Raw genomic sequence first — 14,240 nt, forward strand, 5'->3', positions numbered from 1 at the left:
GTCCGGCTCACGGACCGACCTGTGCGGTAGCGCGCCGATCGGCTCAGCCGAGCAGTACCGCGTATCCCGGTTTGATGATGTCGTCGATGATCCGCAGCCGTTCCGGGAACGGGATGAACGAGGATTTCATCGCGTTGATGGTGAAACGTTCCAGATCGCTCCAGCCGTAACCGAATGTCTCGACCAGTTTGAGCATCTCGTTGCTCATCGTGGTGTCGCTCATCAATCGGTTGTCGGTGTTGACGGTGACGCGGAAACGCAGCCGGGCGAGCAGGTCGAACGGATGTTTGTCCAGGGACGGCACCGCACCGGTCTGCACATTCGACGAGGGGCACAATTCGAGCGGGATTCGCATATCCCGCACATAGTTCGCCACCCGCCCCAATTTCGCGTCCTCGATCGCGCCCGGCACCTGGATGTCGTCGGTGATCCGCACGCCGTGACCGAGACGGTCGCAGCCGCAGAAAGCCAGCGCCTCGTGGATCGACGGCAATCCGAAGGCCTCACCGGCGTGAATCGTGAAATGCGCGCTGTTGGCCCGCATGTATTCGAAGGCGTCGAGATGACGGCTGGGCGGATAGCCCGCCTCGGCGCCCGCGATATCGAATCCGCCCACACCGCGATCGCGCCAGCGCACCGTGAGTTCGGCGATCTCCCGTGACCGCGCCGCGTGGCGCATGGCGGTCAGCAGACAGGTCACCACGATCGGGTGACCGGCGGCCGCGGCGGCCGCCTCACCTTCGCGGAATCCGGCGAGGGTGTGCTCGACGACCTCGTCCAGGCTGAGCCCGCGTTCCAGATGCTGTTCGGGCGCGAAACGCACTTCGGCGTAGACGACGCCGTCGGCGGCGAGATCCTCCGCGCATTCCTTGGCGACCCGGCGCAAGCCTTCCGGGGTCTGCATCACCGCGACGGTGTGGGCGAAGGTCTCGAGATAGCGTTCCAGCGAACCGCTGTCGGCGGCGTTGCGGAACCATTCACCGAGGGATTGCTCGTCGGAGGCGGGTAGGTCGTGGTAACCGCAATCGGCGGCGAGCTCCAGCACGGTCGCGGGCCGCAGACCACCGTCGAGGTGATCGTGCAGCAGTGCCTTGGGAGCTTGGCGGATCGAGGCAAGGGTCAAAGGCATCGGTCCTGTCATGAATCCACGTTAGCCGCACCCGACGGCGCGGGCAGCGCAGTTGGCACAGACGTCACACCGTGGGCGGCTGTGATTACGCTCGCGGTCATTTCGGCGTTCGAAGCCCCGAGACGCCGCTCACGCCTGCGCCGACGCCACGGCCTCGCTCAGGAGTTGCCGATCCGGTCGAGTACCAGCGGAACCCGGGCCGGGGCGTCCGTCCCGATCGCGTAGGCGTCCGCCAGCGCGGCGACGGCGCCCTGGAAGGTTTCGGGGGTATCGGTGTGCAGGGTGAGCAGCGGCTGCCCCGCCGACACCGGATCGCCGGGTTTGGCGTGCATTTCCACACCCGCGCCGAATTGCACCGGTTCGCCCTGTCTGACCCGTCCCGCACCGAGACGCCACGCGGCGATGCCGACACCCATCGCGTCGAGCCGGGTCAGCACGCCGTCGCGCTCGGCGCGCAGGGTCTCGGTGTGCCTGGCCCTCGGCAGCGCCGCGTCCGGATCGCCGCCCTGGGCACGGACCATCGCGCGCCAGTGATCCATCGCGCGTCCGTCGGCGAGAACGTCGGCCGGATCGATATCGATCCCCGCCGCCGCGACCATCTCCCGGGCCAGCGTCAACGTCAGTTCGACCACGTCGGCCGGACCACCGCCCGCGAGCACCCGCACCGATTCCTCGACCTCGAGCGCGTTACCGGCGGTATCTCCGAGCGGGGTGTCCATCGCGGTGAGCAGCGCGACGGTGCGCACCCCGGAATCGGTGCCGAGTCCGACCATGGCGCTCGCCAGTTCGCGCGCGCCGTCGAGGGTTTTCAGGAAGGCGCCCGAGCCGACCTTGACGTCAAGGACCAGCGCCGCGGTGCCTTCGGCGATCTTCTTGCTCATGATCGAACTCGCGATCAACGGAATGGATTCGACAGTCCCCGTGACATCGCGCAACGCGTAGAGGCGTTTATCGGCGGGCGCGAGATCGGCGCCCGCCGCGCACACCACGGCGCCGATGGCCGGGTCGGTGAGGATTTCGCGCATTCGCGCCACCGACACGTCGGCGCGCCAACCGGGAATGGATTCCAATTTGTCCAGGGTGCCGCCGGTGTGACCGAGGCCGCGCCCGGACAATTGCGGTACCGCCGCGCCGCAGGCCGCGACCAGTGGCGCCAGCGGCAGGGTGATCTTGTCGCCCACACCGCCGGTCGAGTGTTTGTCCACGGTCGGACGGGGCAGATCGGTGAAATCCATCCTGCTGCCCGAGGCGATCATCGCCGCGGTCCAGCGGGCGGTCTCGTGCCTGGTCATCCCCCGCCATACGATCGCCATCGCCAGCGCCGACATCTGCTCGTCGGCGACCTCGCCCCTGGTGAAGGCGTCGACCACCCAGTCGATCTGCGCGTCCGACAGTTCGCCGCCGTCGCGTTTGGTCGTGATGATGGAAACCGCGTCCAGTGCCGTCACATCGAAAGTCTGGCACGGGATTCGTCATCCCAGGCGTTCGAAGGCCGACCGGATTCGGGACAGGCGGCCGCACGTGGCGCACCGAAGCCGCCCGACCGGCCGCGCCGACAGATCAGCGCTGCCCGGCGTCCAGATCGTCGGGGCCGAACGCGTCGGGCAACAACTGTCGCAGCGGCACCGGACCGTCCCGATGATCGACCAGGAGTTCGGGTCCGCCGTGTTCGTACAGCAGTTGCCGACAGCGACCGCACGGCATCAGGATTTCGCCGCGAGAATCGCTCACGGAGACGGCGACGAGACGCCCGCCACCGGTCACGAATAAGTTACCGACGAGTACACATTCGGCACACAGGCCTAATCCATATGAGACATTTTCCACATTGCACCCGCTCACAATTCGACCATCGCCACTGAGAGCCGCAGCGCCGACCGGAAACCGCGAGTACGGTGCATACGCTTTGCGCATGACTTCAATAGCATTGTCGCGCAATACATTCCAGTCGATTTCCGACATGAGGACCCTCCCCTGTGACCAGCCGAATACGGGCGCGAGAGGACTACGGCGCACCCCTTTACGCATCAAGAAAGGTAAGCCTAAGTCCGTCCAATGTAGCGCAACGCACGGCACGCCGAATTAGTTCCGTCAATGCCAGGGGATTAGAGTTCAGAACAGATCGGTTCAGGTTCCCGGCGGCGGGCCGGAGTGTAGCCACCTGGGCATTCACCCCCCAACGCAGCTTGCGTTAGGACTTGCAACCGGGTCCATCAACGACGTTGGAGGCGACCGCACTCTATGACCACGATTGAAGCTCCGGCCCAGCCGAAGCGGAAGACGCTGTACCGAGGCGACCCCGGCATGTGGTCGTGGGCGCTGCACCGGATCACCGGGGTCACCCTCTTCTTCTTCCTGTTCGTGCACGTGCTCGACACCGCGCTGGTGCGCGTCAGCCCGAACACGTACAACGAGGCCATCGAGACCTACAAGACCCCGATCGTCGCGTTGATGGAAATGGGCCTGGTCGTGTGCGTGCTCTTCCACGCGTTCAACGGCGTCCGGGTGATCCTCGTCGACTTCTGGGCCAAGGGTCCCAAGTACCAGCGCGTGATGCTCTGGATCATTCTCGCGATCGTCGTGGTGCTGGCCGCGCCGGCGATCGGCCGCATGTTCTTCTACCTGTTCACGGAGCACTGATATCGATGAGCGCACCTGTACTCGGTAAGTCCTACGACCGCCCCGCGAGCCTGGACCTGCCCCGCTCCCCGCGCGCCCGCGCGAACAACAATTTCGAGAAGTACGCGTGGCTTTTCATGCGCTTCTCCGGCCTGCTGCTGATCGTGCTCGTGCTCGGCCACATGACGATCATGCTGCTGCTCGACGGCGGCGTGAAACGACTCAACTTCGCCTTCGTCGCGGGGCGCTGGTCGAGTCCGTTCTGGCAGATCTGGGACCTCAGCATGCTGTGGCTGGCCCAGTTGCACGGCGGCAACGGCCTGCGCACCGTCATCGCGGACTACTCGCGCAAGGATTCGACGCGGTTCTGGCTGAACACCGCCCTCGCGATCTCGATGATCCTGATCGTCAGCGTCGGCACCTACGTCATCTTCACCTTCGACCCCAACATCAGTTAGGAACAGGCCACCTCACATGAGTGACTCCAGGATCCAGGAGCATCGCTATGACGTCGTGATCGTCGGCGCCGGTGGCGCCGGCATGCGCGCGGCGATCGAGGCGGGCCCGCGTACCCGGACGGCGGTGCTGACCAAGCTGTACCCGACCCGCAGCCACACCGGCGCGGCGCAGGGCGGCATGTGCGCGGCGTTGGCGAACGTCGAAGAGGACAACTGGGAATGGCACACCTTCGACACCGTCAAGGGTGGTGACTACCTCGTCGACCAGGACGCCGCCGAGATCATGGCCAAGGAGGCCATCGACGCGGTGATGGACCTCGAGAAGATGGGTCTGCCGTTCAACCGGACCCCCGAGGGCAAGATCGACCAGCGTCGCTTCGGCGGCCACACCCGCGATCACGGCAAGGCCCCGGTCCGGCGCGCGTGTTATGCCGCCGACCGCACCGGCCACATGATCCTGCAGACGCTGTACCAGAACTGCGTCAAGCACGACGTGGAGTTCTACAACGAGTTCTACGTGCTCGACCTGGTCATGAGCGAGAGCGACCGCGGCCCCGTCGCGACGGGCGTCGTCGCCTACGAACTGGCCACCGGCGATATCCACGTCTTCCACGCCAAGGCGATCATCTTCGCCACCGGCGGCTCCGGGCGCATGTACAAGACCACCTCGAACGCGCACACGCTGACCGGTGACGGCATGGCGATCGTGTTCCGCAAGGGCCTGCCGCTCGAGGACATGGAATTCCACCAGTTCCATCCGACGGGCCTGGCCGGACTCGGCATCCTCATCTCCGAGGCCGTGCGCGGCGAGGGCGGCATCCTTCGCAACGAATCCGGCGAACGTTTCATGGAGCGCTACGCCCCCACCATCAAGGACCTCGCGCCGCGCGATATCGTCGCCCGCTCGATGGTGCTCGAGGTGCTCGAAGGCCGCGGCGCCGGTCCGAACAAGGATTACGTCTACATCGACGTGACCCACCTCGGCGCGGACGTGCTCGAGGAGAAACTGCCCGACATCACAGAATTCGCCCGTACCTACCTCGGCGTCGACCCGGTGCACGAACTGGTGCCGGTCATGCCGACCTGCCACTACGTGATGGGCGGCATCCCGACCCGGATCCGCGGCGAGGTACTGCGCAACAACACCGACGTCGTGCCCGGCCTGTACGCCGCGGGCGAATGCGCGTGCGTCTCGGTGCACGGCTCCAACCGCCTCGGCACCAACTCGCTGCTCGACATCAACGTCTTCGGTCGGCGCGCCGGTATCGCCGCGGCGGAATACGCCCTGCGCACCGAATTCGTCGAGATGCCGGAGACGCCGGCGAAGATGGTGCAGGACTGGCTGGAGCTGATCCTGTCCGATCACGGCACCGAGCGCGTCGCCGACATCAGGACCGAGTTGCAGTACACGATGGATATGAACGCCGCCGTGTTCCGCACCGAGGACACCCTCAAGACGGCCCTGACCGATGTGCACGCGCTCAAGGAGCGTTACGCGCGGATCACCGTGCAGGACAAGGGCAAGCGCTACAACAGCGATCTGCTCGAGGCGGTCGAGCTCGGCTTCCTGCTCGAACTGGCCGAGGTCACCGTCGTCGGCGCGCTCAACCGCAAGGAATCGCGGGGCGGCCACGCCCGCGAGGACTACCCGGACCGCGACGACGTCAACTTCATGCGGCACACGATGGCCTACAAGGAGGGTGCGGATCTGATCTCCGACATCCGCCTCGATTTCAAGCCGGTGGTGCAGACCCGTTACGAGCCGATGGAGCGTAAGTACTGATGACTGCTGTAGCCGAGGCACCCTCCTCGCAGAAACCGGCTCCGGTCCCCGACGGATCGGTCATGGTCACCGTCAAGGTGGCGCGGTTCAACCCTGAGGACGACAAAGGCGCGCACTGGGATTCGTTCCAGGTGCCGGTGCTGTCGACCGACCGGTTCCTCAACGTGCTCATCTATATCAAGTCCTACCTGGACGGCACGCTGACCTTCCGTCGTTCCTGTGCGCACGGCGTCTGCGGTTCGGACGCCATGCGGATCAACGGCGTGAACCGGCTGGCCTGCAAGGTCCTGATGAAGGACATGCTGCCCAAGAACGGCAAGGCCCTCACCATCACCGTCGAGCCCATCCGCGGACTGCCCGTGGAGAAGGACCTCGTGGTGAACATGGAGCCGTTCTTCGACGCGTTCCGCGCCGTGAAGCCCTACCTGATGACCTCGGGTAACGAGCCCACCCGCGAACGTATCCAGAGCCAGGCCGACCGCGCCCGGTTCGACGACACCACCAAGTGCATCCTGTGCGCCTGCTGCACCACCTCCTGCCCCGTGTACTGGAGCGACGGCAGCTACTTCGGCCCGGCCGCGATCGTGAACGCGCACCGCTTCATCTTCGACAGCCGTGACGAGGGCGCCCGCGAACGCCTCGACATCCTCAACGACGTCGAAGGCGTGTGGCGCTGCCGCACCACCTTCAACTGCACCGACGCGTGCCCCCGTGGCATCGAGGTCACCAAGGCCATCCAGGAAGTCAAGCGCGCACTGCTGTTCGCCCGCTGACCCCACGAAGGCGCCGCGCAGGCCGTCCCACCGAAAGGTGCGGGCGGCCTTCGCTTTTCGGTGAGGTCGCGGTCAGCGGGTGGCGCGGGCGCGCACGTCGCGGATGGCCTCCACGATCGCGTCGGGGGCGTCGAGCTGCACGGTGCTGTGTTTGGCGTCGGGCAGCGCCCGGTATTCGCCGTCGGTGACCGAATCGGCCATGGCGGTGTAGAGCCGTTCCTTGCTCTCGTTCAGTTGCCCCAGCATCGTCTTCGACAGCGAAAGGCGTTGGCCGGAATCAGCGCCCAGCGCCGCCATGGCGATGAGGGGGATGTCGGGGAACGGTGGACCGGCCTTCAGTTCGTCGCGCAGCGCGGTCGTATTGCCGCGTTCCTTCGTTCCGTTCACCATCCACTCCCGGCTGACGTGGCCCGCGACGAGTGGCTTGCGGATCTCGGCGGGCCAGTCCGCGAACATCTTTCGGTAGAAGGGCCGCGACAGTGCGCGCAGCAGGGTGGTCTGGAACCTGCCGGGGACGGTGTCGGGGGTCTGGTCAAGATGCAGGTCGGCGGGCATGTGGGTATCCCAGTCCTCGGAGAACGATTCGAGGGCGACCAGACCCGCCACGTCACCGGGGAACATCTGCGCGAAGCGGCGCGCGTACGCTCCGCCCAGCGAATGCGCCACCAGGACATAGGGTCCCGCGATACCCGCGGTCGAGAGCAGGGAATGCAGTTCGGCCGCGACCTCGCTCGCGGTACGGGGCAGGTCGACGCGATCACTCCAGCCGGTGCCGCCGCGGTCGTAGAGGACCGAGGTCGTGAACGCGGAGACCGCCTCGTGGATTTTCAGATAGTCGAGACCGACCGAGCTCGCACCGGGCAGGAACACCACGGCGGGATCGCCTTCGCCGGACGAGTGCAGGAACAACTGATGTCCCGCCACCCGGTGGTGACCGCCGATCGGAGGTGCGCCGCCGTCGCGGCCGTCCGTAGCCCGCTGGTTCATCGACCGCCTTCCGTGAGATCTCCGCACAAAGTATGCGCAGGGCGGCGCGTTGCCCGAACATCGGCCCAGCCGCTTCGCGCGATCGCGGGCGCGGACCGTCGGCTCAATCGCCGCCGTGCGGCAGCGGCGCGGCCCGTGCCCAGTCCTGCCCCGCCACCACCACGTGATCGAGGAAACGTAGCCCGACGGTGCGCGCGGCCTCCACCAGCAGACTGGTGGCGCGGCGATCGTCGAGGCTGGGCGCCGGGTCGCCGGAGGGGTGGTTGTGCACGATCGCGAAGGCACGTCCGTCGTGGCGCAGCACGGTGTTCAGGATCTCCCGCACCGGGACGGCCACGTGATCGATCGCGCCCTCGGCCACGAAAACCTTCTGTCTGAGCCGGTGCTGGGTATCGCAGACGAGCACGAGTAGCCGTTCCACCCGTTCACCGGCGAACAGCGGGCCCGCGACAGCGACCACATCGGCGGCGCTCTCCAGGCGCGGCGCGAGGTCGATACTGTGGCGCACCCTGGTCCCGAGCTGGAAGGCGGCCGCGATCGCCGCGGCCTTGGCGGGCCCCACACCGGCCCGCCTGGCCAATTCCTCGGGTCTGGCGGCGGCGAGTCCGGCGATGCCGCCGTGCTCGGCCAGCAACTCGGCGGCCATGTCCAGCGCGCTCTCCCCGCGCCTGCCGTGCCCGAGCAGCAGGGCGAGGAGTTCACTGTCGCTCAGTACCCGCGGGCCGAGGGTGAGCAGTCGCTCCCTCGGCCGCTGGCCGAAAGGCAGATTCGCGATCGGTACCGACATGCGCAGCCCCCTCGAATGCGTTGGTCGGCTCGAATCATGCCAGCGGGCACCGACAGACTAACCGCCTGCCACGGTGACGATCTCCGCTCCCGACAGGGCGCTCAGCGCGCCCGAGGCCAACCGTTCCAGATGATGGAGTTGGCGTTCGTGCACCACGATTCGGCGCAGTGCCTCGTTCACGGTGGCGTTGCTGTTGGATGTCCCCATTATGGCGGCGGCAGCGGCCAACAATTTCTGGTCGAGATCGACCCGCACGCATTCCATGCGCCCTCCTTCGTGCCGTCGTCATCTTGCGGCATCCGGCCCGCTCATACGTGGCAAATGGCTCAGACAGTGGGCGTCGACGATGCACGGCGGCCACGCAACCTTCGCAAATTCCCACCCTCGTCGGATATCGCGTGCGGGTGTTCCTGGTCGGGGCCTCGACGACGAACCGGCCGGATTCGCAACCGTGTGCGGGCCCACGTCTCGGATCGGGCACGTCGAATCACAATCAGCTAGGCAATATGCGCAGTCGCGCGTGGGTTCGTTGTCGGATCGGCCACGCGGTGCTTGCATCGAGATATGTTCACCGAGGCCCAGCTGTATTCGCCGGTGACGCGGACCGGTGACGGCGATGTGACGGTGCACCTGAGCACCGAGCATCCCGGCGTGCACGATCCGGCGTACCGGGCACGCCGCAACGCGATCGCGGCGTGCGCGCTGGAATACACCCCGGACGCGCCCACACCGAGAATCGCCTACACCGAGGCCGAGGAACAGGTGTGGCGGACCGTCTCGATCGAACTCGCGCGCAAACATCGCGGCCTCGCGTCCGCGGAGGTGCTCGCGGCGGCGCGGCGGCTCGCGCTGCCCACCGACCGCATACCGCAATTGGACGAGACCTCGGCCGCGTTGACGCCGCTGACCGGTTTTCGCTACGTACCCGCCGCGGGGCTGGTGCCGCTGCGCGAGTTCTTCGGCTCCTTCGCCGACCGGACCTTCCATTCGACCCAGTACATCCGCCATCACTCGGCCCCGCTCTACACCCCGGAACCCGATGCCATCCACGAGATCATCGGCCATGCCACCCAGCTCGCCAGTCCCCGCTTCGCCGCGATCTACGAAGCGGTCGGCGCGGCGGTCACCCGGTTGCGGACCGACGCGGCGCTGAAATTCCTCGCCGATGTCTTCTGGTTCTCCCTCGAATTCGGCGTGCTGCGCGAGCACGGCGAAATCCGCTGCTACGGAGCGGGACTGCTCTCCTCCTACGGGGAGATAGACGAATTCCGCAGGGCCGAACTGCGTCCGCTCGACGTGTTCGCCATGGGTACCGGCGTCTACGACATCACGCGTTATCAACCGATTCTGTTCTGCGCGGAATCGATGTCGGAGATCGAGGATGTGATCGGCGCGTTCTTCGAGTCCATGGACGACGAAACGCCGCTGCGCGCCCGCCACCTGCCCACTCACGCCAATGTCCCAGTTGCGCAATAACTTACGTCGAGCCGTGTGGTATCCCTCGTGATGACAACCGACCGGTCGGCTGTTACGGTCTTTCGCGTCCGACACAGCCTACGGGACGAGAACGAAATGACAGTTGATACAACCGATTCGACGCAGGAAGAAGCGGCCACACCGCTGTGGCTGCAAGGCCGGAACGCCGTGGTCGCGGCGGCCGCACCCGAGGACTGGCGCGAAGAGGCGCCGGACTACCACCTGACCGAAATCACCGTGCCGCGTGAGCGCACCACCGATCACGCGCCGGGCTCGCTCGAGGCGATCGTCGAAGATCTGGTCCGGGTGTTCGAGATGGAGATCTCGCACAAGAAGGATCCGGCGACCTGGGTGTCGCTGGTGGCCGAGCACTACCGCGGGCGCGTGAACGGCGGCCAGTGGCAGGACGCCGAGGAATTCGCCAGGATCGGCAGCTACAACATCCTGATCGGCGACAATCCCTACTACGACGGCGCGAACGAGTCCTTCGAGAGTTCGCACCACATCTTCCACACCGCCATGCCCGGCGGGTTCTTCTGGGAGGTGCTGGAAGTGATGGCGGGCCCGCCCAACGTCACCTTCCGCTGGCGGCACTGGGGCAAGTACGAAGGCCCGTACCGCGAACATCAGCCCACCGGCGAGCTGATCGAGATGTTCGGCGTCACCATCGCCAGGGTCAGCGAGGACCTGCGCATTCTCGAACTCGAGCACTTCTACGACAACAGCACGCTGCTCGGCCCGCTGGCCCACGGCTGCCCGGTCACCGGACCGAAGGCCGAGTAGTTCGAGAGCGGGCGCGACCCCCCTTCCCGGAGTTCAGTTTTCGCCGCGCAGGGGAAAGCCCGCTTCCATGAACGTCAGCGCTCGGCTGATGTTCTCCGGGTTCATCGGAACCATTTTGGTGATGGCGAGAATGCATCCCGCGACGGCGCCCGCCGTGACGCGCACCTCGAAATCGGCTTCGTCACGATGGAGATGTTCGGCGAGCAGGCCGCAGATGAGATCGATATTGCGCTCGAACTCCCTGGTGACGGCCGCGCGCAGATCCGGGACGTGGTACAGCAGCGCTTGGCGTTCCTGTTCGAACGCCAGCTCCTCACCGGACAGATTCGAGAAGACCGTGACCACCGCCTCGCGGAACGCCGTCAGCGGTGGGGCGTCGCGCGGTTGCCTGCGGATCGCCTCGATCAACAGTGGATCGAGGTCGTCGGTGACCACCAACTGTTCCTTGGACGGGAAGTAGCGGAAGAAAGTGCTCGGTGAGACCTCCGCTACCTGCGCGATCTGTTCGACGGTCGTCTCGTTGTAGCCCTGCTCACGGAAGAGCCGGAACGCCTCCGACCTGATCGAGCGCCGAGTGCGTTCCTTCTTCCGCTCGCGCAGGCCCTGCGTCTCCGGCAGGGCCTGCGCCGCGGTCCCGTCACCGGGTGAGTCAACCGACATGTGTCGATTCTGGCGTATCGACGGCAACCTTCGCCTCCGTTACCGTCGCACGGCCTCGGGGCAGCACCCGGATCGCCAGCGGCACCGCCACCGCGCAGATCGCGGCGCAGACCCACAGCATGGCGTCCATACCGCCGACGAAGGCCGCTTGCACCTGCTCGAGCACCACCGGGTCACCCGACGCCTTCGCCGCCGCCACACCGGAATTCACGCTGTCGCGAATCGGATCGACGTCCAGCGTGCCCAATTCGTGGCGATAGACGGTCGCCGACACGGTGCCGAGCAACGCCACCGCGATGGTGCCCGCCGCCTGGCGCATGGCCTGCAACAGCGCCGAACCCATCCCGGCGCGCGCCACCTCGAGGTCATCGATGGCGACGGCCATGCCGACCGGCATCGCGATACCCATGCCCGCGCCGGTGAGCGCGATCCACAGCGCGCTGTACCAGTACGGGCTACCCGCGGTGGTGAGCGCGCCGAGGCCGAGGCCGATCGCGAGCGTCACCAGGCCCGAAGTGATCAGCGGACCCGCCCCCAGCCTCGGCAGCAACCGGTCACACAGGCGCGTGCCGACGACGAGACCACCGATCAGCGGCAGCAGTCGCACGCCGCTGCCGAGCGCGTCGGTGCCGAGGACCGATTGGTAGTACTGCGGCACGGTGAAGAACAAGCCGAACATGCCGAAAGTGATCAGCACGGTGAATACCGCGCCCCAGCGGAAACCCGGCGCGCGGAACAGCGCCAGATCGATGAGCGGGAACATCGCGCGGCGCTGCCAGAGCAGGAACGCCCCGAGCGCCGCGACGCCCGCGACGAGGACGGCCCACGCCGCGACATCGCCCCAGCCCCTGTCCCCGAATCGGATGAATCCGTAGGTGAGGCCGAGCATTCCGGCCATCGACAGCAGCGCGCCGATCGGATCGAGCGGACGCCGATCCGGGTTGCGCGATTCCGGGACGAGCGCGGCGACCGCGAGCGCGCCGACGACCACCATCGGGACATTGATCAGGAATACCGAACCCCACCAGAAGTTGTCGATCAACCAGCCGCCGAGGATCGGGCCCAGCGGCAGTCCGATCGCGGTCGAGGTCACCCAGATCGACATGGCCCGCGCCCGCTCCCCGGCATCGGGGAACAGCACCGGAAGCACCGCCATGGACAGCGGCATCATGGCCGCCGCCGCGATGCCGAGCACCACGCGAGCCGCGATGAGCTGCCCCGATGACGTGGCGAACGCGCACGCCAGCGAGGCCACCCCGAACAGGACCAGCGCCGCGAGCAGGATCTTCTTGCGTCCGTACCGGTCACCGAGCGCTCCCGCGGGCAGCATGACGGCCGCGAGCGCGAGCGTGTAGGCGGAGCTGAACCATTGCAGCGCACCGTTGTTCGCGTTCAGGTCGACCGCGAGCGTCGGCAGCGCGACCGTCAGGACCGTCATGTCGAGCCCGATGGTGAGCATCGCCAGCGCGAGTGCGCCGAGCGCCAGCCAGCGCCGAGCGGAATCCGTCTTCATACCGCACCCTTTTCTGATGGTTACTATATTTTGATAGTAACTCTCATTTGAGAGTGGATGTCAAGATATGCCCACGAACTCTCTCTCACCCCTCGATCGCGCCCCGCCGGGCGTGACCGCGCGCACCGGCATCCGACGAGGGCGACCGATAGGCTCTGAGCCGATGAAATTTCGGGATTTTCGCCTCCTCGCCACCCTCTGCCTCGGTTCCGCGCTGCTCACGGTGGCGGTGCCGGGGTTCGCCTCGATCGCGTCGTCGCACGCCCAGCCGTCGAGCAGTACGACGAGCACGCCGTTCACCACGCCCAATACCGATACCTGCCCGCAGAAGACACGACCGCCCGCCCCCATCGACGAATCCGAAGTGCCCGCGCCGGGAAAACCGACGCCGAGCGCGCTCGCGGTCCCGGCCACCCCCATCGGCGGTGCTCGGATGGGCGAATGCGGCGTCGTGCTTCCCAAGGGCGCACCCGTTGCGCCGGAAGAGATTTCGGCCACCTCGTGGATGGTTTCCGATCTCGACACCGGCGAAGTACTCGCCGCCAAGGATCCGCACGGACGCTACCGGCCCGCGAGCACCATCAAGGTGCTGCTCGCCACCGTCGCGCTACGCGCACTCGACCTGAACAAGACCGTGATCGGCACCCAGGCCGACGCCGACGTCGACGGCACCAGGGTCGGCATAGGACCCGGCGGCCGCTACACCAATCTCCAGCTGATGCAGGCGCTCATCATGGCGTCGGGCAACGACGCCGCCCATGCCGTCGCGGCCCAACTCGGTGGCGACGAGGCGGCCGTGACGAAGATGAACAACCTCGCGAAATCGTTGTCCGCCTTGGATACTCGTGCCGCCACACCGTCCGGACTCGACGGTCCGGGGATGAGCACTTCGGCCTACGACCTGTCGGCACTGTTCCGCGAGGCCATGTCCATCCCCCTGTTCGCCGAATTGATCCACACCGAACAGGTCGACTTCCCCGGTTTCCCCAAGGATCCGAAGAACCCCGACGACACCGATCACCCCGGCTTCCCCATCGGCAACGACAACCAACTGCTCTACAACTACGACGGCGCACTCGGCGGCAAGACCGGTTACACCGACGACGCGCGCCAGACCTTCGTGGCCGCGGCCCAGCGCGGCGGCCGTCGACTGACGGTGACCCTGCTCCAAGCCGACGTGAAACCGATCCGCCCGTGGGAGCAGGCCGCACGCCTGCTCGACTACGGTTTCGCGCTCCCGAGCGGCGCCCGGGTCGGCACCCTCCCCTCCCC

At 66.7% G+C, this 14,240-nt stretch carries 15 protein-coding genes; 7 read left to right on the forward strand and 8 right to left on the reverse strand.

Going from position 1 to position 14,240, the window contains the following annotated elements:
• Nucleotides 1-43: 43 nt before the first annotated feature.
• From JZ792_RS33980 to JZ792_RS33990, 3 genes are all read right to left on the reverse strand, one after another.
• On the reverse strand, nt 44-1,141 hold the full coding sequence (locus JZ792_RS33980; RefSeq protein WP_216916997.1) for an adenosine deaminase: 1,098 nt from the start codon (nt 1,139-1,141) through the stop codon (nt 44-46).
• Between the two features lie 146 nt (nt 1,142-1,287).
• Nucleotides 1,288-2,577: a thymidine phosphorylase gene (locus JZ792_RS33985; protein WP_216916998.1), complete on the reverse strand. Its 1,290-nt coding sequence runs from the start codon at nt 2,575-2,577 to the stop codon at nt 1,288-1,290.
• Nucleotides 2,578-2,689: 112 nt separating this feature from the next.
• Nucleotides 2,690-3,091 (reverse strand): cytidine deaminase, encoded by a 402-nt coding sequence (locus tag JZ792_RS33990; RefSeq protein WP_216916999.1) that lies wholly within the window; start codon nt 3,089-3,091, stop codon nt 2,690-2,692.
• 279 nt (nt 3,092-3,370) lie between these two features.
• Between JZ792_RS33990 and sdhC the strand changes: the two genes are divergently transcribed.
• The 4 genes from sdhC to JZ792_RS34010 are packed head-to-tail and all read left to right on the forward strand — an operon-like array spanning nt 3,371 to nt 6,762.
• A complete protein-coding gene (gene sdhC, locus JZ792_RS33995; protein WP_216917000.1) occupies nt 3,371-3,769 on the forward strand; it encodes a succinate dehydrogenase, cytochrome b556 subunit in 399 nt (132 codons plus the stop codon).
• Nucleotides 3,770-3,774: 5 nt separating this feature from the next.
• Nucleotides 3,775-4,206 (forward strand): succinate dehydrogenase hydrophobic membrane anchor subunit, encoded by a 432-nt coding sequence (locus tag JZ792_RS34000; RefSeq protein ID WP_216917001.1) that lies wholly within the window; start codon nt 3,775-3,777, stop codon nt 4,204-4,206.
• Between the two features lie 16 nt (nt 4,207-4,222).
• Complete coding sequence (gene sdhA / locus JZ792_RS34005; protein ID WP_216917002.1) at nt 4,223-5,989, forward strand: succinate dehydrogenase flavoprotein subunit; 1,767 nt, start codon at nt 4,223-4,225, stop codon at nt 5,987-5,989.
• Nucleotides 5,989-6,762 (forward strand): succinate dehydrogenase iron-sulfur subunit, encoded by a 774-nt coding sequence (locus JZ792_RS34010; protein ID WP_216917003.1) that lies wholly within the window; start codon nt 5,989-5,991, stop codon nt 6,760-6,762. The genes sdhA and JZ792_RS34010 overlap by 1 nt, the downstream gene beginning before the upstream one ends.
• A 72-nt stretch (nt 6,763-6,834) precedes the next feature.
• Here the strand turns inward: JZ792_RS34010 and JZ792_RS34015 are convergent, their stop codons facing one another.
• From JZ792_RS34015 to JZ792_RS34025, 3 genes are all read right to left on the reverse strand, one after another.
• Entirely contained in the window at nt 6,835-7,749 is a 915-nt protein-coding gene (locus JZ792_RS34015; protein ID WP_216917004.1) for an alpha/beta fold hydrolase, read from the reverse strand.
• 103 nt (nt 7,750-7,852) lie between these two features.
• Nucleotides 7,853-8,536: a JAB domain-containing protein gene (locus tag JZ792_RS34020; RefSeq protein WP_216917005.1), complete on the reverse strand. Its 684-nt coding sequence runs from the start codon at nt 8,534-8,536 to the stop codon at nt 7,853-7,855.
• 57 nt (nt 8,537-8,593) lie between these two features.
• Nucleotides 8,594-8,800, reverse strand: a complete 207-nt coding sequence (locus tag JZ792_RS34025; RefSeq protein ID WP_109525548.1) for a type II toxin-antitoxin system VapB family antitoxin — start codon at nt 8,798-8,800, stop codon at nt 8,594-8,596.
• Nucleotides 8,801-9,100: 300 nt separating this feature from the next.
• On the opposite strand from JZ792_RS34025, the gene JZ792_RS34030 reads away from it, so the two are divergent.
• Nucleotides 9,101-10,012, forward strand: coding sequence for a phenylalanine 4-monooxygenase (locus JZ792_RS34030; protein WP_216917006.1), 912 nt, complete (start codon nt 9,101-9,103; stop codon nt 10,010-10,012).
• Nucleotides 10,013-10,108: 96 nt separating this feature from the next.
• A complete protein-coding gene (locus JZ792_RS34035) occupies nt 10,109-10,795 on the forward strand; it encodes a nuclear transport factor 2 family protein (protein ID WP_109525546.1) in 687 nt (228 codons plus the stop codon).
• Nucleotides 10,796-10,828: 33 nt separating this feature from the next.
• Here JZ792_RS34035 and JZ792_RS34040 read toward each other — a convergent pair whose 3' ends face one another.
• Nucleotides 10,829-11,455: a TetR family transcriptional regulator gene (locus tag JZ792_RS34040; RefSeq protein ID WP_109525545.1), complete on the reverse strand. Its 627-nt coding sequence runs from the start codon at nt 11,453-11,455 to the stop codon at nt 10,829-10,831.
• Nucleotides 11,445-12,968 carry an MFS transporter gene (locus tag JZ792_RS34045; protein ID WP_216917007.1) on the reverse strand — a complete coding sequence of 508 codons (1,524 nt, stop codon included), beginning with the start codon at nt 12,966-12,968 and terminating at the stop codon, nt 11,445-11,447. Before JZ792_RS34045 ends, JZ792_RS34040 begins: the two co-directional genes overlap by 11 nt.
• Before the next feature lie 163 nt (nt 12,969-13,131).
• On the opposite strand from JZ792_RS34045, the gene JZ792_RS34050 reads away from it, so the two are divergent.
• Nucleotides 13,132-14,240, forward strand: a 1,109-nt coding sequence (locus JZ792_RS34050; RefSeq protein WP_216917008.1) for a D-alanyl-D-alanine carboxypeptidase family protein, incomplete at its 3' end; no start/stop codon positions are given.

Origin of the sequence: Nocardia noduli (assembly GCF_019038455.1) — a bacterium.
Classification (GTDB): Bacteria; Actinomycetota; Actinomycetes; order Mycobacteriales; family Mycobacteriaceae; genus Nocardia; species Nocardia noduli.

Bases quoted from the DNA above. Each gene is read 5' to 3' on its own strand.
- JZ792_RS33980 (WP_216916997.1), bottom strand. From the start codon at position 1,141: ATGACAGGACCGATGCCTTTGACCCTTGCCTCGATCCGCCAAGCTCCC.
- JZ792_RS33990 (WP_216916999.1), bottom strand. From the start codon at position 3,091: ATGTCGGAAATCGACTGGAATGTATTGCGCGACAATGCTATTGAAGTC.
- sdhC (WP_216917000.1), top strand. From the start codon at position 3,371: ATGACCACGATTGAAGCTCCGGCCCAGCCGAAGCGGAAGACGCTGTAC.
- JZ792_RS34000 (WP_216917001.1), top strand. From the start codon at position 3,775: ATGAGCGCACCTGTACTCGGTAAGTCCTACGACCGCCCCGCGAGCCTG.
- sdhA (WP_216917002.1), top strand. From the start codon at position 4,223: ATGAGTGACTCCAGGATCCAGGAGCATCGCTATGACGTCGTGATCGTC.
- JZ792_RS34010 (WP_216917003.1), top strand. From the start codon at position 5,989: ATGACTGCTGTAGCCGAGGCACCCTCCTCGCAGAAACCGGCTCCGGTC.
- JZ792_RS34015 (WP_216917004.1), bottom strand. From the start codon at position 7,749: ATGAACCAGCGGGCTACGGACGGCCGCGACGGCGGCGCACCTCCGATC.
- JZ792_RS34020 (WP_216917005.1), bottom strand. From the start codon at position 8,536: ATGTCGGTACCGATCGCGAATCTGCCTTTCGGCCAGCGGCCGAGGGAG.
- JZ792_RS34025 (WP_109525548.1), bottom strand. From the start codon at position 8,800: ATGGAATGCGTGCGGGTCGATCTCGACCAGAAATTGTTGGCCGCTGCC.
- JZ792_RS34030 (WP_216917006.1), top strand. From the start codon at position 9,101: ATGTTCACCGAGGCCCAGCTGTATTCGCCGGTGACGCGGACCGGTGAC.
- JZ792_RS34035 (WP_109525546.1), top strand. From the start codon at position 10,109: ATGACAGTTGATACAACCGATTCGACGCAGGAAGAAGCGGCCACACCG.
- JZ792_RS34040 (WP_109525545.1), bottom strand. From the start codon at position 11,455: ATGTCGGTTGACTCACCCGGTGACGGGACCGCGGCGCAGGCCCTGCCG.
- JZ792_RS34045 (WP_216917007.1), bottom strand. From the start codon at position 12,968: ATGAAGACGGATTCCGCTCGGCGCTGGCTGGCGCTCGGCGCACTCGCG.